The organism is Vreelandella aquamarina, from assembly GCF_044805175.1.
In the GTDB taxonomy this organism is placed as follows: Bacteria; Pseudomonadota; Gammaproteobacteria; order Pseudomonadales; family Halomonadaceae; genus Vreelandella; species Vreelandella aquamarina_B.
On the sequence record NZ_CP085232.1, the window covers coordinates 2,772,673 to 2,798,116 of the forward strand.

23 protein-coding genes are annotated in these 25,444 nt (G+C 59.1%); 17 read left to right on the forward strand and 6 right to left on the reverse strand.

The annotated features are described in order from the left end of the window. Positions 1–7: 7 nt before the first annotated feature. Positions 8–460, reverse strand: coding sequence for a tRNA adenosine(34) deaminase TadA (gene tadA, locus LG300_RS12905; protein ID WP_404375721.1), 453 nt, complete (start codon positions 458–460; stop codon positions 8–10). 111 nt (positions 461–571) lie between these two features. Here tadA and LG300_RS12910 point away from each other — a divergent pair, with 111 nt between their 5' ends. Beyond that, a complete protein-coding gene (locus tag LG300_RS12910; protein ID WP_404375722.1) occupies positions 572–1,393 on the forward strand; it encodes an acyl-CoA thioesterase in 822 nt (273 codons plus the stop codon). A 176-nt stretch (positions 1,394–1,569) separates the two neighbouring features. On the opposite strand, the gene LG300_RS12915 is transcribed toward LG300_RS12910, so the two are convergent. Then, a complete protein-coding gene (locus LG300_RS12915) occupies positions 1,570–2,841 on the reverse strand; it encodes a malic enzyme-like NAD(P)-binding protein (RefSeq protein ID WP_404375723.1) in 1,272 nt (423 codons plus the stop codon). 506 nt (positions 2,842–3,347) lie between these two features. After that, positions 3,348–3,563 (reverse strand): 50S ribosomal protein L31, encoded by a 216-nt coding sequence (rpmE, locus tag LG300_RS12920; protein ID WP_044630499.1) that lies wholly within the window; start codon positions 3,561–3,563, stop codon positions 3,348–3,350. A gap of 19 nt (positions 3,564–3,582) precedes the next feature. Between rpmE and LG300_RS12925 the strand changes: the two genes are divergently transcribed. The 13 genes from LG300_RS12925 (at position 3,583) to tatC (ending at position 16,173) form a co-directional block, all read left to right on the forward strand. Then, positions 3,583–5,964: a primosomal protein N' gene (locus LG300_RS12925; protein ID WP_404375724.1), complete on the forward strand. Its 2,382-nt coding sequence runs from the start codon at positions 3,583–3,585 to the stop codon at positions 5,962–5,964. A gap of 144 nt (positions 5,965–6,108) precedes the next feature. Next, complete coding sequence (gene argS, locus LG300_RS12930) at positions 6,109–7,794, forward strand: arginine--tRNA ligase (RefSeq protein ID WP_404375725.1); 1,686 nt, start codon at positions 6,109–6,111, stop codon at positions 7,792–7,794. A gap of 3 nt (positions 7,795–7,797) precedes the next feature. Continuing rightward, the gene (locus LG300_RS12935; RefSeq protein WP_404375726.1) at positions 7,798–8,556 is read left to right on the forward strand and encodes an SPOR domain-containing protein; all 759 of its coding nucleotides are present in this window, start codon (positions 7,798–7,800) and stop codon (positions 8,554–8,556) included. A 183-nt stretch (positions 8,557–8,739) separates the two neighbouring features. Continuing rightward, positions 8,740–9,273 carry an ATP-dependent protease subunit HslV gene (gene hslV, locus LG300_RS12940; protein ID WP_404375727.1) on the forward strand — a complete coding sequence of 178 codons (534 nt, stop codon included), beginning with the start codon at positions 8,740–8,742 and terminating at the stop codon, positions 9,271–9,273. A gap of 9 nt (positions 9,274–9,282) precedes the next feature. Continuing rightward, a complete protein-coding gene (gene hslU / locus LG300_RS12945) occupies positions 9,283–10,605 on the forward strand; it encodes an ATP-dependent protease ATPase subunit HslU (protein WP_404375728.1) in 1,323 nt (440 codons plus the stop codon). An 87-nt stretch (positions 10,606–10,692) separates the two neighbouring features. Beyond that, entirely contained in the window at positions 10,693–11,076 is a 384-nt protein-coding gene (locus LG300_RS12950; RefSeq protein ID WP_404375729.1) for a gamma-butyrobetaine hydroxylase-like domain-containing protein, read from the forward strand. A gap of 121 nt (positions 11,077–11,197) precedes the next feature. Further along, positions 11,198–11,953: a bifunctional demethylmenaquinone methyltransferase/2-methoxy-6-polyprenyl-1,4-benzoquinol methylase UbiE gene (ubiE, locus tag LG300_RS12955; RefSeq protein WP_404375730.1), complete on the forward strand. Its 756-nt coding sequence runs from the start codon at positions 11,198–11,200 to the stop codon at positions 11,951–11,953. Positions 11,954–11,996: 43 nt separating this feature from the next. Then, the gene (locus LG300_RS12960; protein WP_404375731.1) at positions 11,997–12,659 is read left to right on the forward strand and encodes an SCP2 domain-containing protein; all 663 of its coding nucleotides are present in this window, start codon (positions 11,997–11,999) and stop codon (positions 12,657–12,659) included. After that, a complete protein-coding gene (ubiB, locus tag LG300_RS12965) occupies positions 12,656–14,278 on the forward strand; it encodes a ubiquinone biosynthesis regulatory protein kinase UbiB (RefSeq protein ID WP_404375732.1) in 1,623 nt (540 codons plus the stop codon). Before LG300_RS12960 ends, ubiB begins: the two co-directional genes overlap by 4 nt. 51 nt (positions 14,279–14,329) lie before the next feature. After that, positions 14,330–14,683, forward strand: a complete 354-nt coding sequence (locus LG300_RS12970) for a phosphoribosyl-ATP diphosphatase (protein ID WP_404375733.1) — start codon at positions 14,330–14,332, stop codon at positions 14,681–14,683. 24 nt (positions 14,684–14,707) lie between these two features. Beyond that, entirely contained in the window at positions 14,708–14,977 is a 270-nt protein-coding gene (tatA, locus tag LG300_RS12975) for a Sec-independent protein translocase subunit TatA (RefSeq protein WP_404375734.1), read from the forward strand. 3 nt (positions 14,978–14,980) lie between these two features. Continuing rightward, on the forward strand, positions 14,981–15,403 hold the full coding sequence (tatB, locus tag LG300_RS12980; RefSeq protein WP_404375735.1) for a Sec-independent protein translocase protein TatB: 423 nt from the start codon (positions 14,981–14,983) through the stop codon (positions 15,401–15,403). Then, entirely contained in the window at positions 15,400–16,173 is a 774-nt protein-coding gene (gene tatC, locus LG300_RS12985) for a twin-arginine translocase subunit TatC (RefSeq protein ID WP_404375736.1), read from the forward strand. Before tatB ends, tatC begins: the two co-directional genes overlap by 4 nt. 106 nt (positions 16,174–16,279) lie before the next feature. Here the strand turns inward: tatC and elbB are convergent, their stop codons facing one another. Further along, positions 16,280–16,939: an isoprenoid biosynthesis glyoxalase ElbB gene (elbB, locus tag LG300_RS12990; RefSeq protein ID WP_404375737.1), complete on the reverse strand. Its 660-nt coding sequence runs from the start codon at positions 16,937–16,939 to the stop codon at positions 16,280–16,282. 160 nt (positions 16,940–17,099) lie between these two features. Between elbB and hemB the strand changes: the two genes are divergently transcribed. Next, the gene (gene hemB / locus LG300_RS12995) at positions 17,100–18,107 is read left to right on the forward strand and encodes a porphobilinogen synthase (protein ID WP_404375738.1); all 1,008 of its coding nucleotides are present in this window, start codon (positions 17,100–17,102) and stop codon (positions 18,105–18,107) included. Positions 18,108–18,231: 124 nt separating this feature from the next. Beyond that, a complete protein-coding gene (ppk1, locus tag LG300_RS13000; RefSeq protein ID WP_404375739.1) occupies positions 18,232–20,448 on the forward strand; it encodes a polyphosphate kinase 1 in 2,217 nt (738 codons plus the stop codon). Positions 20,449–20,510: 62 nt separating this feature from the next. Here the strand turns inward: ppk1 and metE are convergent, their stop codons facing one another. After that, a complete protein-coding gene (gene metE, locus LG300_RS13005; RefSeq protein WP_404375740.1) occupies positions 20,511–22,808 on the reverse strand; it encodes a 5-methyltetrahydropteroyltriglutamate--homocysteine S-methyltransferase in 2,298 nt (765 codons plus the stop codon). Positions 22,809–22,907: 99 nt separating this feature from the next. Here metE and LG300_RS13010 point away from each other — a divergent pair, with 99 nt between their 5' ends. Continuing rightward, a complete protein-coding gene (locus LG300_RS13010) occupies positions 22,908–23,846 on the forward strand; it encodes a LysR family transcriptional regulator (protein ID WP_404375741.1) in 939 nt (312 codons plus the stop codon). On the opposite strand, the gene LG300_RS13015 is transcribed toward LG300_RS13010, so the two are convergent. Beyond that, the gene (locus LG300_RS13015; RefSeq protein ID WP_404375742.1) at positions 23,809–25,434 is read right to left on the reverse strand and encodes an ATP-binding protein; all 1,626 of its coding nucleotides are present in this window, start codon (positions 25,432–25,434) and stop codon (positions 23,809–23,811) included. The genes LG300_RS13010 and LG300_RS13015 overlap by 38 nt on opposite strands. Between the last annotated feature and the right edge of the window lie 10 nt (positions 25,435–25,444).

Below are 25,444 nucleotides of genomic sequence, written 5' to 3' on the forward strand. Positions count from 1 at the left end.
TAGCGAGCTATCGTTTTTCGGCGAAGAACTGCTTGAGCAGCTTTTTGGCAGGCGCAGCCAGCACGCCACCCGTTACCGCGATCTGGTGGTTGAACCAGGGCTGGGCAAGCAGGTTGGCTTTTGATTCCACCATGCCGGTGTGTGGCTCGGGCGCACCGTACACCACACGGGCAATGCGCGCATGTACCATGGTGCCCGCGCACATCATGCAGGGCTCCAGGGTAACAAACAGCGTGCAACCCTCTAAGCGATAGTTACCCAGCCGCTGCCCCGCATCACGCAGGGCACGCACCTCGGCGTGGCCACTGGGGTCGCAGCTTGCCCGCGGGGCGTTGTGGCCCGCGCCAATGATCTCCCCTTGGGCATCCACCACCACCGCCCCCACCGGCACTTCCCCTGCAGCAAACGCCAGGTGCGCCTGATCCATGGCGCGGTGCATGTAAAATTCATCGCTGCGCATCGGGGTAAACTCCGCTAAGGTAGCAAAACGATCGTTTTAATAGCGTGATGGCCGCACTAGGTATACTTGCAATCATCGGCGAGAAAACAGACAGCACCAAGGATACAGAGAATGAACGATGCGCTGAAGTCACTGGTTAGCTTGTTAGAGCTTGAAACCCTTGAAGAGACACTATTTCGCGGCCAAAGCCAGGATTTGGGCTTTCCTCAGCTATATGGCGGCCAGGTATTGGGGCAAGCGCTAGCAGCAGCAGCCCGAACGGTTCCCGAAAAGCGCCGCCCTCACTCCCAGCATGGCTACTTTTTGCGCCCTGGAGACCCACACCGCCCGGTGGTGTACCAGGTCGACACCATCCGCGATGGCGGCAGCTTTACCACCCGGCGGGTGACGGCTATTCAGAAAGGGCGGCCGATTTTCTTCTGCAGCGCCTCTTTCCAGAGCACTGAGGAGAGCATTAGCCATCAGCGAGCCATGCCCCAGGTGCCCACGCCGGAAGCATTGATTGAGAGCGGCGATGCCAAGCACGCACGCTTCCCTGGCCATCCCATCGAGTTTTTACACTTGAAGGACAACCCGGACAGCGCTTCCCCCGCTGGCCAGAGCCTATGGTTCCGCTTTGCCGGCGGGCCGCTGCCGGATGACCCGGCGCTGCATCGCCATCTGCTCTCTTATGCGTCAGATTTCAACCTGCTGACCACCGGGCTGATTCCTCATGGCATCAAGTACACTGACCCAAAACTGCGCATTGCGAGCCTCGACCATGCGATTTGGTTGCACGAAGATACGCGGCTAGATGAGTGGCTGCTCTACGCCATCGACTCCCCCTGGACCGGCGGTGCACGGGGCTTGGCTTGGGGCCATATCTACCGCCGCGATGGGCGTTTAGTCGCTTCCACAGCGCAGGAGGGGTTGGTGCGCTATCCGCAGTCTTGAACCTCTGCCCTGAACACCTCTAAAAACAGCAACGCCCGCAGTCCGCGGGCGTTGTAAAATACCGGTCAGCACAACCCTAGACGGGGGCGCTGTAAACCCATCCTTGGGCGCTACTTTCGCCATCCATGGCGAAAGACCCCCGTTACGGGCTGTCCTGACCTAAGTGGCCTTGTTAATTACCCACCATACACATCATTAATAGTTTTCAGCGGGTAGTGAGCTGGGTAAGGCTTGCGGGCCACACCAGAGTCTACCGCTGCCTGGGCCACTGCTGATGACACACGCGCCAGCAGGCGGATATCTACCGGCGTGGGGATAATGTATTCGCGGCCAAAGCTCATCTCGGTACGCTCGTAGGCGTTCAGCACTTCCTGGGGAACCGGCTCACGGGCCAGATCTTTCAGCGCGTGAACGGCGGCCAGCTTCATGGCTTCATTAATACGCGTTGCGCGCACATCCAACGCACCACGGAAGATGAACGGGAAGCCCAGCACGTTGTTCACCTGGTTCGGGAAATCCGAGCGGCCGGTGGCCATGATCACATCCGGGCGCGCTTCGCGAGCCACGTCCGGGTGAATTTCCGGGTCGGGGTTGGTGCAGGCGAAAATCACCGGGTCAGCGGCCATTTTTTTCACTTGCTCAGCAGAGAGCAGGCCTGGGCCAGAGAGGCCGATAAACACATCGGCACCGTCGATGGCATCGTCTAGCGTGCGCATGTCAGTATCGCGGGCGAACTCAGCCTTGTATTCGTTGATGCCATCGCGGTCGGTGTGAATGACACCGCGACGATCCAGCATCACCAGATTCTCTTTTTTGGCACCGCAAGAGATCAGTAGGCGCATACAGGCAATCGCCGCTGCCCCTGCCCCCATGCAGACAATCTTCACCTCTTCGATACGTTTGCCCGCGATATCCAGAGCGTTGAGCATGCCCGCCGCCGTCACAATCGCGGTGCCGTGCTGGTCATCGTGAAACACCGGAATATTGCAGCGCTCAATCAGTGCTTTTTCGATCTCGAAACACTCAGGCGCTTTAATATCTTCCAGGTTAATGCCGCCCCAGGTATCGGCAATGCGGGCAACGGTATCGATAAACGCCTGCGGGCTTTCGGCGTCTACTTCGATATCCACCGAGTTAATGCCCGCAAAGCACTTGAATAACACGCCTTTACCTTCCATGACCGGCTTGCTAGCCAGCGGGCCAAGGTTACCCAGGCCAAGAATAGCGCTGCCGTCCGAAATCACCGCGACCAGGTTGCCTTTGCCGGTATAACGGTAAGCATTTTCCGCTTCGCGCGCGATTTCACGAACCGGTTCAGCAACGCCTGGGCTATACGCTAGCGCCAAATCCCGCGCTGTTGCTGTGGGCTTGGTCAACTCCACGGAAAGCTTACCGGGGATCGGTTTAGCGTGATAATCCAAAGCTGCCTGCTTATTTGCATCCGTCATGGTCAAGGTCCAATCAATCTAAAGTAGAAAAGTTTTATCAGAATATAGAAAAAACCTAGGCGCCTCAAGCACGTAGTCAACTCACCTAAAAAACGCCCGTTTTAGCTACGTTTCCCTCAACTTCGCAACTTTTCCCTATTATTTGCTGCAACTTATGCTTCGCACCATCAGCTATAAAGGTTTCCTTATTGATGCAGCGCATTATTTTTGGAAATAAATTCCAACAACAATGCCAAAAACAGTTATCCACACCCGGTTGGCGCAAACAACCTGTGGAGAAAGTAGCGGGAAAGTAACAAGAAAAGTAGCAAAAGGAGCTGAGATAAGCCGTGCTAAAAAGGCAACGCGTCTTGAACAAGCAGCAGAGTGTGCTTATGGCAGCAAAAACGTTATTAAAAATAATGCTAGTAAAAAGAGTAGTCCTTTAGGGACAAAAAGCCCACGCCGTGGCGTGGGCTTTTGCACAGAGCACAAGGTGTGCCTGCGATAGGCTGAATCCGTTAGGATTAGCCGCGCTTGATTGCAGCGCCGAAACGCTTGTTGAAGCGCTCTACGCGGCCACCAGTGGTCGCTTGCTTCTGCTTACCAGTGTAGAACGGGTGGCAGTTGGAGCACACGTCCAGAGAGAAGTCCTGACCAGAGGTAGAACCAACCTGGAAGCTTGCACCGCAAGAACAGTTGGCGGTGACCGTGTTGTAATTCGGGTGGATACCTTGTTTCATCTTGAGCCTCATGAGCTATATGCCGCCACCTGATCCGTTGCCAGGCACCGCATACGGGTTTGAAAAAACTGCTAACCGGTTAACCGCCCCATCCGATAGATTCAGAGCGGCCGCGCATTCTAGCAAACTAATCGCCGGAGGCCAATTGTCCGATTCTGTTTCTTCCCAGCCCCCTACATCGAGGCTGCCTCAAGGCGCTTTTCAGGTGCTAAAGGTGGCGCTGCCCTCGCCGCTGCGCCGCTTATTTGACTACCTACCCGCGCCGCGCGCGCCCGCCTGTGGCTGGCAACCGGGGCTGCGAGTGCGGGTGCCGTTTGGCCGCCGGGAAGTGGTGGGCGTGGTGGTGTCGCTTGCTACCGGCAGCGAGCTCCCCCGCTCCCAGCTACGCGCTATTAGCGAAGCGTTGGATGACGCCCCTCTGCCCAGCGACTGGCAGTGGCTGTGCCATTTTGCGGCGCGTTATTACCAGCACAGCCTGGGCGATACCATGCAGCACGCCATGCCCGCTAGGCTGCGTCAGGGTCACCCTATGGAGGGGCGTACCCAAACTCTGTGGCTGGCACTACCCAACGATGAAACAGCGCTGGCACGCGCGCCCAAGCAGACGGCGCTTTACGCCCTGCTGCGCCAGCACCCCCACGGGCTGCCAGGCCGTGCCGTGAGCGCCCACGGCTTCACCCGGGAGCAGCTATTAGCGCTGCAAAAAAAGGGCTTTGCCCAGTCCCAAGAGATCACCCTGACCGCCACCCAGCCTACCAGCGGTAGCCTACTCGCCTCGCCATCGCTACCGCTGAATCGCGAGCAGGCCACGGCACTCGCCGTGCTGCATGAAAAGCTCGACGGCTACCACCCCTGTTTGCTGGAAGGCGTCACCGGCAGCGGCAAAACCGAGATTTACCTGCAGCTCATCGAAGCGCTCGCTGCCAAAGGAAAGCAATCCTTGGTATTGGTGCCCGAAATTGGTCTCACGCCGCAAACCCTGGCGCGGTTTAAAAGCCGCTTTCGCGTGCCGGTGGTGGCACTGCACTCTGCGCTCACTGACCCGGAGCGCCTGGATGTCTGGGAAGCCGCCGCCAGCGGCCGCGCGCTGGTGATCATCGGCACCCGCTCGGCCATTTTTACACCGCTAGCGAACCCCGGCGCGATCATCGTCGATGAAGAGCACGACGGCTCTTATAAACAGCACGATGGGCTGCGCTACCACGCCCGCGATCTCGCCGTTGCCAGGGCGCACTACCACGGTATTCCGCTGCTGTTGGGCAGTGCAACGCCCTCGCTGGAAAGCCTGCAGCAAGCGCTGTCCGGCGCTTACCGCCACCTGCGCCTTACCCAGCGGCCCAGCCGCCACCCACCGGCCAAGCTGGAACTGATCGACCTGCGCCACCAGCGCCGCCAGGGCGGGCTGCTGCCGGGGGCCATCAAAGCCATCAAAAGCACCCTCTCCGCAGGCAAGCAGGCGCTGGTGTTTATCAACCGGCGTGGCTTTGCGCCGAGCCTAGCCTGCCATAGCTGCGGCTGGATGGCAGAGTGCGGCCAGTGCGATGCGCGTATGACGCTACACCGCCAGCCGCCGCTACTGGCCTGCCACCACTGCGATAGCCGCCGAGCGCTGCCGGATGCCTGCCCAGAGTGCGGCAGCGGAGACCTCCGCGCCCTCGGTAGCGGCACCGAACGCACCGAGGAGACGCTACAAGGGCTGTTTCCTGACACCACCGTTCACCGTATCGACCGCGACAGCACGCGCAAAAAAGAGAGCTTTGAACAGGTGCTCAAAGAGATCCAGCGCGGCGAACCCTGCCTGCTGGTAGGCACGCAGATGCTTGCCAAAGGCCACCACCTGCCCCACGTCACCTTGGTGGTGGTGGTCAACGCCGATGGCGGCCTCTACGCGGCGGACTTCCGCGCCCTGGAGCACAGCGCACAGCTCTTGGAGCAAGTGGCGGGGCGCGCGGGCCGCGCCGCCCACCCTGGCCGGGTGCTGGTGCAAACCCTCCACCCGGATGACCCACATCTAGGCCAACTGGCCGAACATGGCTACGGCGCGCTGGCCCGCAACCTGCTGGAAGAGCGCCGCATTGCCAAACTGCCACCGTTCAGCTTTATGGCCCTACTGCGTGTCGAAAGCCCCCAAGAGCACGCCGCCCTAGCGCTGGCCCAGCAGGCCGCCCAGGCGCTACGCCAGTGGTTGAAGGACGCCAATGTGCCGGTGCGCTGCCTGGGGCCGGTGCCTGCGCCTATGGAGCGCCGCCAGAACCGCTACCATCTGCATGTCATGCTGGCGGCGGACAAACGCAGCCATCGCCACGCCGCCGCCAACTGGCTGGTGCAGTGGCTTGAGGCCAACCGCGAGGCGCGAAAAGTGCGCTGGTCGATTGATATCGACCCGCAAACCCTCGCCTAGCCGACAGCATTTTCATCCAACGCGGGCCCTATCCTAAGGGAATACGGCTTTGAAACTGCGCGCCAATTGCCGATAATGAGCGCTTTGCCGCTGCATTACCTGGGCGCCTGCACACGCCGCCACCGACGACATCCGGATATTTACATGAAAGATACGATTATTTCTCTGCTCGAAGGCGCGGTTGACGCGCTTAAGCACCAAGGCGTGCTGCCCAACGATTTAACGCCCACGATCAAAGTGGACCCTACCAAAGACAAGGCCCACGGCGACTACGCCACCAACCTCGCCCTGATGCTGGCCAAACCGGCAGGCATGAAGCCCCGCGAGCTAGCCGAGACCCTGGTTGCCGCCCTGCCCGCCAGCGATGCCATTCAAAAAACCGAGATTGCCGGTCCTGGGTTTATTAACTTTTTTGCCGCCGCCGACGCCGCCGCGCAAATCGTTGCCCAAGTGCTGGACTGCGGCGATGCTTTTGGCCGCAGCCTGATTGGCAAAGGCGAAAAAGTGCAGGTGGAGTTTGTTTCCGCCAACCCCACCGGCCCGCTCCACGTTGGTCACGGCCGCGGCGCGGCGATTGGCGACTGCCTCTGCCGCCTGCTGGAAGCCACCGGTTACGACGTGACCCGTGAGTTCTACTACAACGACGCGGGCGCGCAGATCAAAAACCTGGCGCTCTCCGTTCAGGCGCGTACCAAAGGCCTCGGCCCCGACGACGCCAACTGGCCGGAAGATGGCTACCGTGGCGAGTACATTATCGACGTCGCCAACGACTACATGGCAGGCAAGACCGTCACCGCCGACGACCGGGAAGTGACCGCTAAAGCCGACGCCGACGACCTGGATGCCATCCAAGCCTTTGCTGTTGCCTGGCTGCGCCGCGAGCAGGATCTAGACCTCAAAGCCTTTGGCGTTGAGTTTGACGTCTACTTCCTGGAGTCCTCTCTTTATGAAGATGGCAAGGTCGAGGCCACCGTCGAGAAGCTGGTCGCCAATGGCCACACCTATGAAGAAGATGGCGCCATGTGGCTGCGCACCACCGACTTCGGTGATGACAAAGACCGTGTGATGCGTAAGCGCGAAGGGGGCTACACCTACTTCCTGCCCGACGTGGCGTACCACCTGGACAAGTGGCAGCGCGGCTTTAAAACCGTGATTAATGAGCAGGGCGCCGACCACCACTCCACCGTGACGCGGGTGCGTGCAGGCCTGCAGGCGCTGGAAGTGGGTATCCCCAAAGGCTGGCCCGACTACGTGCTACACCAGATGGTCATGGTGACCCGTTCAGGCGTAGAGGTGAAACTCTCCAAGCGGGCGGGCAGCTACGTCACCGTGCGCGACCTGATCGACGAAGTCGGCCGCGACGCCACGCGTTTCTTCCTAGCGGCACGCCGCGCCGACTCCCAGCTGACGTTCGATATCGATCTCGCCCGTTCCCAGTCGAACGACAACCCGGTGTACTACATTCAGTATGCCCACGCCCGGGTATGCAGCATGCTGCGCAAAGCCGAAGAGGCGGGCCAGCCCTTCGACCACGCCACCGCCATGGCCAACCTGGCACTGCTGGATAGCGACCAAGAGAAAGCCGTACTTAACCGCCTGGCCCGCTACCCAGAGGTGGTCGAACACGCGGCCAATAACCGTGAACCGCAGCAGGTCGCCCAGTACCTGCTGGACCTGGCCGGCGATTTCCACACCTGCTATAACGCCGTCAAAGTGATGGTAGAAGATGACACCCTGCGCAACACCCGCCTAGCGCTGGGCCTGGCTGTTCGACAAGTGCTGCGTAACGGCCTCGACCTTATGGGTGTTAGCGCCCCAGAGGAGATGTAGTTCATGGCCAGCCCGCGTAATAAGCCCGCCCGCCGCGGTGCCACCACGCAGCGCAAGTCCGCCCGCCGCTCTAGCGGCGGGTTGCGCGTACCTGGCTGGCTATGGGGGGTTGCAGGGTTAGCCGCAGGCTTCTTCCTTGCCCAACACCAGCACGGCACCGCCCCCTGGCAGGAACAAAACAGTGCTCCCCAGGCCACGGTGCTGCCCAAACCCGCCGGTAGCGACGAGCGCAGCGCCGCGCGTCAGACGGAAACACCCGCCGAACCGGCCATGCCAACGTTTGAGTTCTATACGCTGCTTCCCGAAACTGAAGTGATCGCGCCTGGCGGTGCCATTCCGTCCAGCGTGACGCCGCCCGCCGTCGCGGAAACCGCCGTAGAGGCTACAAACGACACGGCGGCACAAAACGACAGCGCGGACAGCACCCAGGATAGCGGCACAGACGACCCGATTGCCCAGGTAATTGCGGCCAATACACGTCCCAGCGACCAGGCCACCGCCGTGCAGCAAGCACCCGCCAGCGCGGCCAACCGCTACATGCTACAGGCAGCGTCATTTCGTGAGCTAAGCGATGCCGAACAGCTGCGTAGCCGCCTACGTAATTTAAGCCTGCTGGCGCAAATCAGCGAGGTGCAGGCCAATGGCGATACGTGGCACCGAGTACAGGTTGGCCCCTACGATGATACCCGCGAACTCAACCGCGCCCAGGACCTGATGAGCACCCAGGGCATCGAGCCGCTACTGATTCAGCTCCAGAACTAATTCAGTTCCAGAACTAACTTCAAAGGCGCTCGGCGCCTCTCGCTACGCTTTATCTGCCGGCTTTCGCTTGCGGGCGGTTGATTTTTTATCGGCTGCCCGCATTTTGTTGTGAATCGCTTTTTTTACGGCCGCCAAGCGGCCGATCAGTCATCGGGAGCGCGTCTCCCCCAAGGAGTTATCTCCATGACCACGATTGTTTCCGTTCGCCGCGGTAACCAAGTTGCACTTGCAGGCGACGGCCAAGTCTCTCTTGGTAACACCGTCATGAAAGGCAATGCCAGTAAAGTGCGCCGCCTCTACCGTGGCAAGGTGCTGGCCGGCTTCGCCGGTGGCACCGCCGATGCCTTCACCCTGTTCGAGCGTTTTGAAGCACAGCTTGAGAAGTACCAAGGCCACCTCACCAAAGCTGCTGTTGAGCTGGCCAAAGATTGGCGCACCGACCGCGCCCTGCGCCGCTTGGAAGCGCTGTTGGCCGTCGCCGACCACAGCGCCTCGTTGATCATTACCGGTAACGGCGACGTGGTCGAGCCGGAGCGCGGCATCATCGCCATTGGTTCTGGCGGCAACTTTGCCCAGGCCAGCGCCCGGGCACTGCTCGAAAACACCGAGCTTTCCGCCCGTGAAATCACCGAAAAATCCCTCGCTATCGCCGGTGACATCTGTGTATTCACCAACCATCACGTGACGCTCGAAGAGCTGAACATCAACGATCGTTAAGGCCACTTTATGACCCAGATGACACCCCGCGAAATCGTTCATGCGCTGGACCAGTACATCATTGGACAGCAGGATGCTAAGCGCGCCGTGGCCATTGCCCTGCGTAACCGCTGGCGCCGTATGCAGCTCGATGACGAGCTGCGCCCGGAGGTCACGCCGAAAAACATTCTGATGATTGGCCCCACCGGCGTTGGTAAGACCGAAATTGCCCGTCGCCTAGCCAAGCTCGCCCGCGCGCCGTTTATCAAGGTGGAAGCCACCAAGTTCACCGAAGTGGGCTACGTGGGCCGCGACGTTGAGTCGATTATCCGCGACCTGATGGAAGCCGCCATTAAAATGGTCCGCGAGCACGCCAAAGAAGAAGTGAGTCACCGCGCCGAAGACGCCGCCGAAGACCGCGTTCTCGACGCGCTGCTGCCGCCGCCTCGGGGACAGGAAGACAAACCCCGCGAAGAGAGCGGCACCCGCCAAGCCTTCCGTAAGAAGCTGCGCGAAGGCCAGCTGGACGATAAAGAGATCGATATCGAAATCTCGTCCCAAGGCCAGGGCATCGACATCATGACCCCGCCGGGCATGGAGGAGATGACCAGCCAGCTGCAGAGCTTGTTCTCCAACATGGGGCAGCAAAAGCGTGAGCAGCGCCGCGTCACCGTCAAAGAGGCCCTGGTACTGCTGCGTGACGAAGAGGCCGGTAAGCTGGTTAACGAAGAAGAGATCAAAGCCCGCGCGGTGGAAGCCGTCGAACAGCACGGCATCGTGTTCCTGGATGAAATCGATAAAGTGGCTAAGGGCAGCGGCCAATCCAGCGGTGGCGAAGTCTCCCGTGAAGGCGTGCAGCGTGACCTGCTGCCGCTAATCGAAGGCTCCACGGTGTCGACTAAATACGGCATGGTGAAAACCGACCACATTCTGTTCATCGCTTCCGGTGCTTTCCACCTGTCGCGGCCTTCCGACCTGATTCCCGAGCTGCAGGGCCGCCTACCCATTCGCGTGGAGCTAGACGCACTGACACCAGGCGACTTCAAGCGGATTCTCACCGAGCCTTCCGCATCGCTCACCAAGCAATACCAGGCGCTGCTGGCGACCGAAGGGTTGGATGTTGAGTTCACTCCCGATGGCATCGAGCGGATTGCCGAAATCTCCTGGCAGGTGAACGAAGGCACCGAGAACATCGGCGCCCGCCGCCTGCATACGGTGATGGAGCGACTGCTGGAAGAGGCGTCGTTCAAGGGTGGCGATATGGACAGCCCCTTAGTGATCGACGCCGACTACGTCAATGCCCAACTGGGCGAGCTGGCGGTCGACGAAGACCTGTCGCGCTATATTCTGTAAGCGCTACCATCGGTATAGCCACCGGCAGCCTGTCCGCATGGGTGGGCAGGCTGCCTTTGCTACTTATCGTTACGAGGTCCTACATCCATGAACGCCCCGACGCCCACACGGGTTCACTACCACAAACAGGCCCGCGAGCTTGAACTTGGCTATGCCAACGGTGACACCTATCGGCTTTCCGTCGAATTTTTAAGGGTCTACTCCCCCTCCGCCGAGGTGCGCGGCCACGGTGGCGACACCGCCGTTCTCCAGGTGGGCAAAAAAGACGTTGGCCTGCAGAACATTACCCAGGCCGGTAACTACGCACTCAAATTGCACTTCGACGACGGCCACGATAGCGGCCTTTATAGTTGGAACTATCTCTTCGACCTTGCCACGCACCAAGACGCCTACTGGCAAAACTACCTCAAGCGGTTAGAGGAAGCAGGCGCCTCCCGCGAGCCTGCTGGTATTCAATTCAAGCAACTGTGACCCTGCGCCCCAGGTGAAGCGCAGACAAGCCGGGGTCGAGAAGGCTACAATGTTGCCCATCATTTATTGCGATGACCTCACGGTCGACAACTACCGCCTCGAACTCGGGAGCTAAAGCCCCATGAGCCCCACGGAAAAGCGCACTACCCATTTTGGCTACCAAGAAGTGCCGGTCGAAGAGAAAGCCTCCCGCGTGGCCGATGTTTTCCACTCGGTTGCCGCTCGTTACGATGTCATGAACGACCTGATGTCCATGGGCATCCACCGCGTCTGGAAGCGTCTCACCATCGAGCGCGCAGGCGTTCGCCCTGGGCACCATGTGCTGGATATCGCCGGCGGCACCGGCGACCTCACCCTCAAGTTCTCTCGCTTGGTGGGTCCTCGCGGCAAAGTGATACTGGCCGACATCAACGCCTCGATGCTCAAGGTTGGCCGCGACAAGCTGATGGATAACGGCGTGGGTGGCAACGTCGAGTACGTTCAAGCCAACGCTGAGTGCTTGCCCTTCCCGGATAACAGCTTCGACTGCATTACCATTGCCTTCGGCCTGCGTAACGTCACCGATAAAGACGCCGCACTACGCTCCATGGCGCGGGTACTGAAGCCAGGCGGTCGCCTGTTGGTGCTAGAGTTCTCCAAACCCAATAACCCGCTGCTTTCCAAAGCCTACGACGAGTACTCCTTCCGGCTACTGCCCAAAATGGGCGAGCTGGTGGCAGGTGATGGTGAAAGCTATCGCTACCTTGCCGAGTCGATCCGTATGCATCCAGATCAGGAAACCCTGAAAGGCATGATGGAAGCCGCGGGCCTTGAGCGGGTGGAATACACCAATTTAACCGGCGGTATCGTCGCCCTTCACCGCGGCATCAAGCTATGACACAGCAGCATCACGCGATGACCCACTGGAACAAGAGGCCAGTATGCTAGTCACCCCGACCCTACTGCTGGCCGGATGTGAACGCACGTTAAATGCCCTGCTTGCCCGCGACCCAGCCGCTCCCGCGCGCTTGGCCCGGCTAGCGGGCAGCCACCTGCTGGTACGTCTGGAGAAGCCCCATTTAGTACTACTGTTGTGTTATCACCCGGCAGGCATTGACCTGCAGCATGGCGATGAGGTGGAAGAGACCGACGTGGACGCCGTCGTTGAACTCACCCCCGAAACGCTCTCCGAGTGGCTGAGCGGTGCCTCTATTGAGCGGCTTATGTTCGACGGCAAGCTGGCCGTGCGCGGTCGTATTCACCTGTTGGAAGCGACCCGTGACCTGCTCTTCGACCTGGATATCGACTGGGAAGGCGAGCTGGCCCGCTGGCTAGGCGACCTGCCTGCCCACTCGCTTGCGGAAGGTATTCGACGTGCTGCCCGCTGGGGGCTGCGCGCCAAAGACGAGCTGCTGCAAGACGTATCGGAGTATGTCTTTGAAGAAGCCCGCCTGCTGCCCGGCCGCCAACAGCGCGACGTACTACGCGACCACTTAACCGAGCTTGAGATCGCCACCGACCGGCTGGAAGCGCGGCTGAATCGCCTACATAAGCGCCTCACGCAGCAAGCGGAGCCATCAACGCCTAAGGAGCAGCGCGGATGAGCCTGCGGCTGTTTAAAATTGTCTGGGTCATCACTCGACACCGTTTAGACACCTTGATTCCCGTTGAGCGCCTGCCGCTATGGATGCGCCTGCTGCTTAAGTTGTCACCGCTACAGCTGGTGCCGGTAGGCCAACGCAGCCGCGGTGAGCGGCTGCGTTTAGCGCTTGAAGCGCTGGGGCCGATTTTTATTAAATTCGGCCAGATGCTCTCCACCCGCCGCGACCTGTTGCCGGAGGATATCGCCGACGAACTTAAACGCCTACAGGATCAGGTACCGCCCTTCTCTGGCGAGCTTGCTGCCGCGAGAGTAGAGAAAGAGCTGGAGATGTCGCTGGGCGAAGCGTTTGCCGCCTTCGACCGTGTGCCGTTGGCATCAGCCTCGATTGCCCAAGTCCACGCCGCCACGCTGCATAGCGGCGAAGACGTGGTAGTTAAAATCATCCGCCCCGGCATTGACCGCATTATGCGCCAGGATATGGGGCTGATGTATCAGGTGGCCAAACTGCTGGCCAAAGTACCAGAAGCCAGACGCTTACGCCCCGTGGAAGTGATCCGCGATTACGAGGCCACACTGTTCGATGAGCTGGACCTCTACAAAGAGGCCGCCAACACCTCCCAGCTCAAGCGTAATTTCAAAGACTCGCCGCTGCTGTTTGTGCCGACTATTTACTGGCCCTACACGCGGCGGCATGTCATGGTGCAGGAACGTATCCGCGGCGTGCCGGTCGCCGACCTAGACACCTTAATGGCACGGGGCACCAACCTGAAAAAGCTCGCCGAGCGCGGGGTGGAGATCTTCTTCACCCAGGTGTTCCGCGACAACTTTTTCCATGCCGATATGCATCCCGGCAACATCTTTGTGAACTGCGATGACCCGAACGACCCGCAATATATTGCAATCGACTGCGGTATCGTCGGCAGCCTCACCCGGGAAGACCAAGACTACCTAGCCCGTAACCTGCTGGCGTTCTTCCACCAGGATTACTACGAGGTCGCCGCGCTGCACATCGAGTCGGGCTGGGTGGGTGAAAACACCCGCGCCAATGAGTTTGCCGCCGCTATCCGCACGGTATGCGAGCCCATTTTAGAGAAGCCGCTTAAAGACATCTCTTTCGGGCAGGTGCTGCTCGGGCTGTTCCAGACCGCCCGGCGGTTTAATATGGAAGTGCAGCCCCAACTGGTGCTGCTGCAAAAAACGTTGCTCAATATCGAAGGCCTGGGCCGCCAGCTCTACCCGGAGCTGGATTTATGGAGCACCGCCAAACCCTACCTGGAGAAGTGGATGAAGGAGCGGGCAGGGATTGGCGGGCTATGGGAGTCGCTCAAGCGCCAGGCACCGGAGCTGTCGCACCAGCTACCTGAGCTGCCAGTACTTGCCCACCAGGCGCTAAGCCGTATGGAGCATGAACATCGCCAGCGTCACCAGCAGGTCACTGCGATTAGCCAAATGCACCGTCAATTAAGCCAACAGGGCAAGCGCCAGCACCGGCTACGTCTTGGCCTGGCACTGGTCGCCATTGCCCTGGCCTGGCAGCCGCTAAGCAGCTGGGCCGCCACCCAGGATTGGCCAATATTGGCGGCGGCCGGGGTCGGCTTGGTGCTACTGCTTTGGCACTAGTTCCATACGACACTTGACGAAACGACGACGCCGATTGATAAAGGGAACACCATGACCGACGCTATCAACGCTCCCGTGCTAGACGCCCTTGCTGAGGTTTTAAAGCAGCGCCGTCACGCCAATCCAGAAGATTCTTATGTTGCCTCCTTGCATCATAAGGGATTGAACAAGATACTCGAAAAAGTAGGCGAAGAAGCCACCGAAACCCTGCTGGCCGCCAAAGATGCTGAGCACGGTAATGACCAAGACCGAGAAGCCTTGATCGCCGAAACGGCCGACCTGTGGTTTCATAGCCTTGTGATGCTGTCGCACCTGGATCTTGACCATCAGCAGGTACTCGATGAACTCGCCCGGCGGTTCGGTATTTCTGGCCACGACGAAAAAGCGTCCCGGCCGCAACATTAACTCTGCACCAATGAGGAAATGCATATGTTAGGTGGTATCAGTATTTGGCAGTTGCTGATTGTTCTGGGCATTATCATCCTAATTTTCGGCACCAAAAAACTGCGCAACGTGGGCACCGACTTAGGCGGTGCGGTCAAGGGCTTCAAGAAAGCCATGCACGAAGACGAAAAAGAGGGCGACAAGAAAGACGCCGACCAGCCCCAGGCGAAGGTTAGCCATGAAGAGGCCGGTAACACCTACGACGTTCAGGCGGAAGAGAAACGCGCCGCAGAGCGTAACGAAGAGCGCAAATAAGCCATGCTGGATATCGGCTTTCTTGAACTTATGCTCATTGGCATCGTGGGGCTTTTGGTGCTCGGCCCCGAGCGCCTGCCCAAAGCGGCGCGTACCACGGGGTTATGGATCGGCAAGATCAAGCGTACGGTATCCGGCATGCAGCGTGAGATCAGCGCCCAGCTGGAAGCGGAAGAGTTACGGCAGAAGCTTAATGAGCAGCAGAAGAAGCTTGACGACAGCCTGAAGAAAGCTAAGCAGGATGTCGAAAGCATCGCAGATGCACCTTCCAGCCGTAGCTCCCAAACACCCGCCCAGGATGATGCCACCGAACAGCGGGTTGCCAGCGCCAGCGCTCGGTTGGACGACGCGCTGCAGACGGTACGTGACGACGCCCCAGCCCCTTCCGATAAGGCCGATCATCAAAAGGATAGCAACCCCCAATGAGTATGTCTGGCGATTCCCAGGAGCCGCACAACGACCAAAGCCAAGCGCCTCTCATTGAGCACCTCATCGAACTGCGTTCGCGCTTAATGAAGGCGATTGTGGTGATATTGGTGGTTTTCCTGGGGCTTTACGCGTTTGCGAACGACATCTACAGCTTTGTCGCCGAACCGCTGATGGCTTTGCTGCCGGAAGGTTCGCAGATGATTGCGACCGAGGTGGCCTCGCCGTTTTTGGCGCCGTTCAAGCTGACGCTGGTCGTGGCGGTCTTTATTGCCATACCGTTTGTGCTGCATCAGGCCTGGGCATTTGTAGCACCCGGGCTTTACGACAACGAGAAAGCGTTGGCGATTCCTATTCTGGTATCCAGCGTTGCGCTGTTTTATGCCGGTGCGGCGTTTGCCTACTACGTGGTGTTTCCGCTGTTATTTGAGTTTTTTACTCAAACCGGCCCGGAAGATGTCGCGGTGATGACCGACATCAATCAGTACCTGAACTTTGTACTGAAGCTGTTTTTCGCCTTTGGGGTGGCCTTTGAGATCCCCATTGCGACATTCCTGCTGATCTTATCCGGCGCCACCACCGTCGAGAGCCTGTCGAAAAAGCGCCCCTACATTGTGCTGGGCTGCTTTGTAATCGGCATGCTGCTGACACCGCCAGATGTTATCTCCCAAAGCCTTTTGGCGATCCCCATGTATCTGCTCTACGAAGTTGGCCTGCTGTTTGGCCGCTTGGTTCGCAAGCGCCGCGCAGCGGATGACGACGAAGAGTAGTCCCCAAAACGCAAGCAGTGCCCTCTAAAAAGCCTCTGTCATCCCACGATGACAGAGGCTTTTTTCCCGCCGGTTTCGTTGCTCGGTTCTGCCGAGCGTGCGCTTCTTAGCCCATCATTTCATCGATACGGTCCACCAGCTTGAAAATACCGGTGGCGGCTTCGCTAATACGCGTGGCAAGCATATAGGCCGGCGTTGTCACCACACGGTGCTCATGGTCCACAACGATATCTTCCACGCCACAGCTACGGTGCAGGCCACCCATGGCGCTGATCGCCCCGGATACGCCCGGATCGTTGCCTACCGTTACCGCAATGCCATCGCCCAGCAGGCGCGGCACCATCACTGGCGCAATGCACATCAAGCCGATGGGTTTAGCATCCTCTTTAAAGCCAGCCAACGCCTCTTTGACGCTCTCCAATACCTGCATACTGTCACCCTGTACGGCGAAATCAGAGAGGTTTTTAGCCACTCCAAAACCACCCGGCACAATCACTGCATCAAAGGCACCGGCATCCAGCTCGGTAATCGGGCTAATATCGCCACGGGCCAAACGAGCAGACTCCTGCAACACGTTGCGCGTTTCCCCCTCCACCGGCGTTTGATCCAGGTGATTGACCACATGGTGCTGCGCCACATCCGGGGCAAAGCAGCGGTATCCGATACCCAACTGGTCAAGACGCAACAGCGTCAGGGTGGTCTCGTAAATCTCCGAGCCATCAAACACGCCACAACCTGCCAATACGACTGCTACCTGCTTTGTCATACCTATCTCCTTGTCCAAGCCATCCATGTGGCTGAATGGCTCACTTTAGTCAGTCTCTATCGCTGCCACAAGGCGGCTTTCGCTGCATGGTATGACTGATATACTCACACCAAGCCCCATAGCGAGGGGCATCCTCAATGCGATTGCCTGGAGAGAGCCGTTGAATACCTCAAGCCCACGCCACTTCCCTGCCACCCGGATGCGCCGTATGCGCCGAGACGACTTCTCGCGCCGTTTGATGCAGGAGTCAACCTTAACCCCCAGCGACCTGATCCTGCCGGTCTTTGTACTGGAAGGCGAAAATCAGCGCGAAACGGTGGCCTCCATGCCCGGTGTTGAGCGCCTCTCGATTGACCTGCTCATCGAGCAGGCCCGCGAAGCTTATGCGCTGGGTATTCCCGCGCTGGCGCTGTTTCCGGTGATTGGCCCCGAGCAAAAAAGCGAGCTGGCTGAAGAGGCCTATAACGCCAGCGGCCTGGTACAGCGCAGCGTGCGCGCCCTGAAAGAGGCGCTGCCGGAACTAGGGATTATTACCGATGTGGCCCTCGACCCCTACACCAGCCACGGCCAGGACGGTATTCTCGATGAGCACGGCTACGTTCAAAACGACCGCACCGTCGATACGCTGCTAAAGCAGGCGCTTTCCCACGCGGAAGCAGGCGCCGATGTGGTGGCACCCTCCGATATGATGGATGGCCGTATTGGTGCTATCCGCCAGGTGCTAGAGCAGGAGCATCTGCATAACGTACGCATTATGGCCTACAGCGCCAAGTACGCCTCTAAATACTACGGACCCTTCCGCGACGCGGTCGGCTCGGCGGCTAATCTAGGCAAAGCGGACAAACGCACCTACCAGATGGACCCCGCCAATAGCGATGAAGCGCTGCACGAAGTGGCGATGGATATTGCCGAAGGCGCCGACATGGTAATGGTCAAACCGGGTATGCCCTACCTGGATGTAGTAAGCCGGGTAAAGAGCGAGCTTCAGGTGCCCACCTTTGCCTATCAGGTAAGCGGCGAGTACGCCATGCACCGCGCCGCGTTCGATAATGGCTGGCTAGAAGCAGAGCCGGTGATTCTAGAGTCGCTGATGTGCTTTAAACGTGCCGGCGCCGACGGCATTTTGACCTACTTTGCCCTAGAGGCAGCCCGCCTGCTGCAGCGTTAATCGCCATTTATGCTATTAAGATGACAAATCGGTGACACCTGTTTGTCATCTTCCCCCTGCATACTCACCCTAATAAACGTTAAAACGCTATGATGGGCAGAACCACTACTGCGGGGGGGCAACCATGGACGACAACGCAACAGATTCCACGCCAACATTATCTACGACACTATCTACAGCGCAGCCCAACGAGCAGCCCAGCGGCGAAGGTGAAACTGCGCCGCTGCGTATTAACCGCACACCTACCGGGGTTCAAGCGAAGGAGTCACACACCGAAGCTGACCTTGACGACCCGCAGCTTTACTTTAACCGCGAGCTCTCCCACCTACAGTTTAACATTCGCGTGTTAGAGCAGGCGTTAGACGAGGCGCACCCGCTGCTCAACCGGCTGATGTTCTTGCTTATTTTCTCATCTAACATGGATGAGTTTTTCGAGATACGTGTGGCCGGGCTAAAACATCAAATGGCCTTGGGCGATGACACCACCGCTGCCGATGGGCGCCTACCCAAAGCCGTGCTGGCCGAGATTTCCGAGATCGCTCACCAGCAGATTGCCCGCCAGTACGAGATTCTCAACGATACGCTGCTGCCTGCGCTGGAAGCCCAGGGGCTACGCTTTCGCCGCCGCGACCAGTGGACAGACGAGCAAAAAGCCTGGGTACGGGATTTCTTCGATAACGAAATCATGCCGGTGATTAGCCCCATTGGCCTGGACCCCTCCCACCCGTTTCCAAGGCTGGTCAACAAGAGCCTCAACTTCATTGTCGAACTAGAGGGCAAAGATGCCTTTGGCCGCGCGGGCGGCATGGCGATTCTGCCCGCGCCGCGCTCGCTGCCGCGCCTGATGGCGCTGCCTAAAGAGCTGTGCGCGGAAGGTTTTTCCGAGTATGTGTTCTTATCGTCGATGATCCACGCCCACGCCGAGGAGCTTTTCCCCGGCATGCGCGTGCGGGGCTGTTACCAGTTCCGCCTGACCCGCAATGCGGATATGACCGTCGACCCGGAAGAGGTCTCCGATCTTGCCTCTGCCCTGCGCGGTGAGCTGTTAGCCCGCCGCTACGGCAGCGGCGTGCGCTTAGAGGTTGCCGACAACTGCCCCGACGATTTAACCAGCTTCCTGCTCCGCCAGTTCGACCTGGAAAGCGGTGACCTGTACCGCGTAAGGGGGCCTGTCAACCTGACCCGCATGATGGCGGTATTGGGCGATGTGGACCGGCCCGAGCTACTCTACCGCCCGTTTACCCCCAGCGTGCCCAAAACGCTGAAAGGCGGCAGCCTGTTTAGCGCCATTGCTAAAAGCGATATCTTGCTTCACCACCCTTTTCAATCCTTCTCGCCCATTGAGGATTTACTACGGGAAGCCGCCCGCGACCCCGACGTGCTGGCCATCAAGCAGACGCTTTACCGCACCGGCTCGGACTCGCCCATCGTTAGCGCGCTGGTAGACGCCGCTAGCCAGGGGAAAGAGGTGACGGTAGTGATTGAGCTGCGGGCACGCTTTGACGAGGCCGACAACCTGCAGCTCGCTTCACGGCTGCAAGAGGCGGGCGCTATCGTTATTTACGGCATTATGGCCTACAAAACCCACGCCAAAATGCTGCATATCGTGCGCCGTGAAAAAGGCGAGCTGCGCCACTACGCGCATTTAGGCACCGGCAACTACCACTCGAAAACCGCCAAGCTCTATACCGACTACAGCCTGCTCACCGCCAACGAGGCGCTTTGTGCCGACGTGCATAAAGTCTTCCAGCAGCTTTCGGGCATGGGCCGGGCGCGCAAAATCGATACGCTGCTACATGCACCCTTTACACTGCATGAGCGGTTAGTCGAGATGATTGACCGGGAAGCCCAGATAGCGCGTAAGGGCAAGCGCGGGCATATCATTATTAAGTGCAACTCGTTGACCGAACCCAAATTGATCAAGGCGCTGTACCGTGCCTCCCAGGCAGGGGTGGAGTGCGACCTGATTATCCGCGGTATGTGCTGTTTAAAACCCGGCGTGGCGGGGGTATCGGAGAATATTCGCGTTCGCTCGATTATCGGCCGCTTTCTTGAGCACACGCGGGTCTTCCACTTCCACAACGACGGCAAGCCGGAAACCTGGTGCTCCAGCGCGGATTTTATGTCGCGCAATATGTTCCATCGGGTAGAGACCTGCTTCCCGCTACTGGATAAAAAGCTCGCCACGCGGGTGCGTAAAGACCTGGAAACCTACCTGGTGGATAACTGCCAGAGCTGGCTACTGCAGAGCGACGGCAGCTACCAGCTACAAAACCCAGGCAGTAGCGATGCGATCAGCGCCCAGGAAACGCTGCTTTACGCCTACGCGTCCAAGAGTTAACGCGAAAGCCCCGCTGCGCTTGGCAGCGGGGCAAATAGAGCGATGAATAGAACCCATCCGGCTTATGCGTAGCGCTGGCGCAGCTGCCGGGCGGCCTCCACCATATTGGCCAAGGCAGGCTCCACTTCGGCCCAGCCGCGGGTCTTCAAACCGCAGTCTGGATTTACCCATAGCCGCTCTGCCGGAATTTTCTCCAGCGCCTTCTCCATCAGTGCCACCATCCACTCCACCTCGGGAATATTTGGGGTGTGGATATCGTAGACGCCCGGCCCAATCTCATTGGGATAGGCGAAGTCCTGGAACGCATCCAGCAGCTGCATATCCGAGCGGGAGGTCTCGATGGTGATCACATCGGCATCCAGCGCTGCAATGGCACCAATAATGTCATTGAACTCTGAATAGCACATATGGGTATGAATCTGGGTGCTGTCGGCCACGCCTGCGGCACTCAGTTGGAAGCTCTCGACGGCCCAATCCAGATACGCTTGCCAATCGCTCTGGCGTAGCGGCAACCCTTCACGCAGCGCTGGCTCGTCAATTTGAATCACATGAATGCCAGCTTTTTCCAGGTCACACACTTCGTCGCGCAGTGCCAAGGCGATCTGACGGCAGGTGGTGGCGCGGGGCTGGTCATCACGCACAAACGACCACTGCAGAATCGTCACTGGCCCTGTCAGCATCCCTTTCATCGGCTTGTGGGTGAGCGATTGTGCATACTCGCTCCAGCGCACGGTCATCGGCTCGGGGCGGGTCACATCACCATAGATAATCGGCGGTTTCACACAGCGGGAGCCATAGCTCTGCACCCAGCCAAAGCGGGTAAACGCAAAGCCATCCAGCTGTTCGCCAAAGTACTCCACCATGTCATTACGCTCGGCCTCACCGTGCACTGGCACGTCTAACCCCAACGCCTCCTGGCGCTCCACCGCGTAGGCGATCTCTTCGCGCATCCGCGCTTCGTACTCCGCTTGGCTTAGCTCACCGGCTTTAAACGCACGCCGCGCCGCGCGGATGTCATCTGTCTGCGGGAACGAGCCAATCGTGGTAGTCGGGAACAGCGGCAGTTCCAGCAGCCTGCGCTGGGCTTGCGCGCGCTGGGCATAGGGTAAATGTCGCTGGCTATCCTGGGGCGTGACGGAGGCTAAGCGTTCGCTCACCGCAGGCTGGTGGATGCGAGCCGACTCCCGGCGCGCATCCAAGGCGCGGGTGGCCTCGCGCAAGCGCTGCTCGTCTATCGGAGTAGCGCGATTATCCATCAGCCGTGCCAGTGTCACCACTTCATCCAGTTTCTGACGGGCAAAGGCCAACCAGCTGATTAACTCGGCGTCTAACTCGGTTTCCTGGGTCACATCCACCGGCACGTGGAGTAGTGAACAGCTCGGCGCCAGCCACAGCCGTTGGCCTAGCCGCACCTTCAGCGGCAGCAGGCGCTCGCGCAGTGCGGCTAGGTCGGCACGCCAGATGTTACGCCCGTCCACTAACCCCACCGATAGCACTTGATGCGGGCTTAACCGGTCAATGACGCTCTCCACTTGCTCGGGCGCTCGCACTGCATCAATATGCAAACCATCGACAGGCAGCCGAGTAGCGAGCGATAGGTTATCGCCCAGGGCACCGAAGTAGGTAGCCACCAATAGCTTCAACGGTGCCGACTGCAGGCGATGGTAAGCGCGCTCGTACGCCTGCTGCCAAGCCAGCGGTAAATCCTGTACCAGCGCCGGCTCATCTAGCTGCACCCACTCAATGCCCTGGGTCGCTAGGCGGGAAAGAATTTCGCTGTAAACATCCAGCACGCTCTCCAGCAGTTCCAAACGGTCGAATTCACTCCCTTTGGTCTTGCCCAACCATAGCCAGGTCAACGGGCCGGTTAGCGTGACCTTAGGGGTAAAGCCCGCCTGTAGCGCCTCATCCACCTCGTCAAAGAGGCGCTGGGAGGCTAAGGTAAAGGTCTGCCCTTTGTGGAGTTCTGGGACTAGGTAGTGGTAGTTGGTATCGAAGTATTTGGTCATCTCGCAGGCGGCCGCCGGAGTACCGCTCGGCGCGCGGCCACGGGCCATGCGAAAGGCGGTATCCAGGTCGACGCGGCCTGCGCTGACTTCCTCTTGGGCTTGAAAGCGGTCAGGTACCGCACCCAGCATCACGGAAACGTTTAGCACTTGGTCGTAAAAGGCGAAATCACCCACGCTGACCATGTCCAAACCTGCGGCCTGCTGAGTTTGCCAGTGGGCAAGCCGCAGCGCTTGGCCTGCCGCTTCAAGCTCTTCACGGCTGACGCCACCTTTCCAGTAAGCCTCAGTGACTTTTTTCAATTCACGCTGTGCGCCGATACGGGGATAGCCGAGAATATGAGAAACTGTCATGATGAATCCTTCTAACGTGAATGATTTCACACAGTTTGAGCGCCACACCAACGTGAATCAAACTAAAGATTTTAATATCAACCATGAAAATTACTCACAATGATTGAATTACGCCATCTGCGCACCCTGCTGGCCCTGCGCGAAACCGGCTCTCTTGTGGAAGCCGCCGAGCGGGTACACCTAACGCAGTCGGCCCTCTCTCATCAATTGAAAGACTTGGAAAGCCGCGTGGATAGCGCGCTATTTGTGCGTAAAACGCGGCCGGTGGAGTTCACTCGGGCGGGGCTGCGGCTGTTGGCCCTGGCCGATGAGATTTTGCCGGAAGTACGCAAAGCCGAGCGGGACCTAGCGCGGCTTGCTGGCACCGAACAGGGTCGCCTGCACATGGCCATTGAGTGCCATAGCTGCTTTCAGTGGCTAATGCCCACGGTGGACTACTTTCGCGACCACTGGCCGGAGGTGGAGATTGATATTCCCAGCGGGCACCACTTCGACCCGCTGCCCGCGCTGGCCCGCGAGCAGCTGGATTTAGTCATCACCGCCGACCCTCAGCCGCTTGAGGGCGTGCGCTATGTACCGCTGTTTCGCTATGAAGGACTGCTGGCCGTTGCCCGACAGCACCCCTTTGCCGGGCAGGCGTTTGTCTCCCCTGCATCGCTGGCCGAGGAAACGCTCATTACCTACCCGGTGGAGCAGTCACGGCTGGATGTGTTTACTCAGTTCTTGGCCCCGGCCAATGTGCGCCCTAAAGAGATCCGCACCGCAGAGCTGACGATTATGATGATGCAGCTGGTAGCCAGTGGCCGCGGCGTGTGCGCGCTACCCAATTGGGCGCTCACCGAGTATTTAGAGCGCGACTATGTGAGCGCTGTGAAGCTAGGCGAACAGGGTATTTGGAGCACGCTCTATGCGGCGATCCGTGAGGAGTCAGCGGAAGCGCCGTGGATGCAGGACTTCTTGCGCACCGCCAAGGAGACCTCCTTTGCGGTGCTCTCTGGGATTAAACCGGCGAGTCGCGACGAGGAATCAGCAGCGTAAAGCGCGCCCCGCCGAGTGCGGGGCTGCTATCCACCGTTACGCTACCACCATGGCCTGCCATAATTTTCTGGACAATCGACAGGCCCAGGCCGTAGCCACCGGAGCTGCGGGCGCGGCTATCATCAAGACGGGCAAAGGGTTTGAAGATATCCCCACGTGCTTCAAAAGGAATGCCCGGCCCGTCATCTTCCACATCGATACGCACCAGGTGGGGTTCGTCCCACAGGCGGATTACCACCTGGGACTGGCCGTAGCGGCAGGCATTGCCCACTAAATTTTGTAGCGCCCGCTGAAGGTAGCGCGGCTCTGCCAACAGCTCAATGTCAGGCCCTGGCATCAGCTCCAATGTTAGCCCGCTATGCAATGGGGCCAAGGTATCAATCACCCGCTCGGCCATAGCGCGGCAATCTACCAGCGCCATCTCCAGCTCGGCGCCGTTGACCGTTTCGCCCCCTAGGCGGGCGTAGGTCAGAATTTCGTCCACCAGCTCATCCAACTCGGCGATATCCGCATCAATGCCCTGCAACTGGCGCTGAATGGCGGGCTGGTCGGTCATGTCCTCTACCATTTGCACCGCAAAGCGGATGCGTGCCACCGGTGTGCGTAGCTCGTGGGAAACAGCGCGAATCATCTCCTGTTGGCCACGCAACAGGCTCTGCACTTGGTTCGCCATGCCGTTAAAGGCCATTCCCAAGCGCCCCAGAAAATCACCGCTCTCCACCTTGACGCGGGTTTCCAAGCGGCCGCTGGCAATGCGCGTTGCCGCCAACTCAAGCCGTGCCATACGCGACTCAATGCTGCGCATAATCAGATAAACGATTAGGCTTAGCACGACCATCAGCGCCACTAGCAGCGGTAAATGTAAATTGGGCGGCAAGGTGTCACCCCGAGAAATCGGCCCGGCCTGGAGCCACTGGTCAGTTCCACCTGAAGGGTTAGGCAGCTGATACAGCAGCGTTATCGAGAGCTTATCGGAGACAAGCCGAGTAATAACGCCTCCAAGCGTTAGCTGAAATTGCTGCTCGGTGGTTAAGTCATCCGGCAGCGCATTCAGCAAGCTAAGCGGCCAGCTGCCAGGGCGTAGCGCCGCCAAAGCATCTAAACGCTCCTCCATAGGCATAGCGGCCAACCACTCTCCTAACAAGACCATACTGCCCTGCCACTGGCGTTCGCTCCAAGCGTTAAAGGTCGCTTCCAACATCCACTGCTCATCACTTGAACCGCTAGCGAGGGGCAGCCGTTGGCGCAACTGCCACGGCTCTTCAGCCACTAACACGGTGCCTCGCTCAAGCCGCGCTCGTTCGAAGTAGCCTAACGGAGCATCTCTCATGTCGCGGAGTGCCAGCTGCATACCCAACTGCTCGGAAAAGTTGCCTATTAATGCTTCACGCTCTTCCGTAGGCACACTGGCAAGCCGCTGTGTCATTAATGACATGGGCAGTGCGGCGAGCTGTTCACGATAATCTTCCCGGCGTACCTGCTCAATAAACGAACGTCCACCTAGCGCAATAAAAAACACCACGCATAGCGCTAGGCCTAGCAGCAGGTAGAAGCGTAAAAACGAGCCGTGGCTAAGCACTCGCCGCATTAGGCGACCC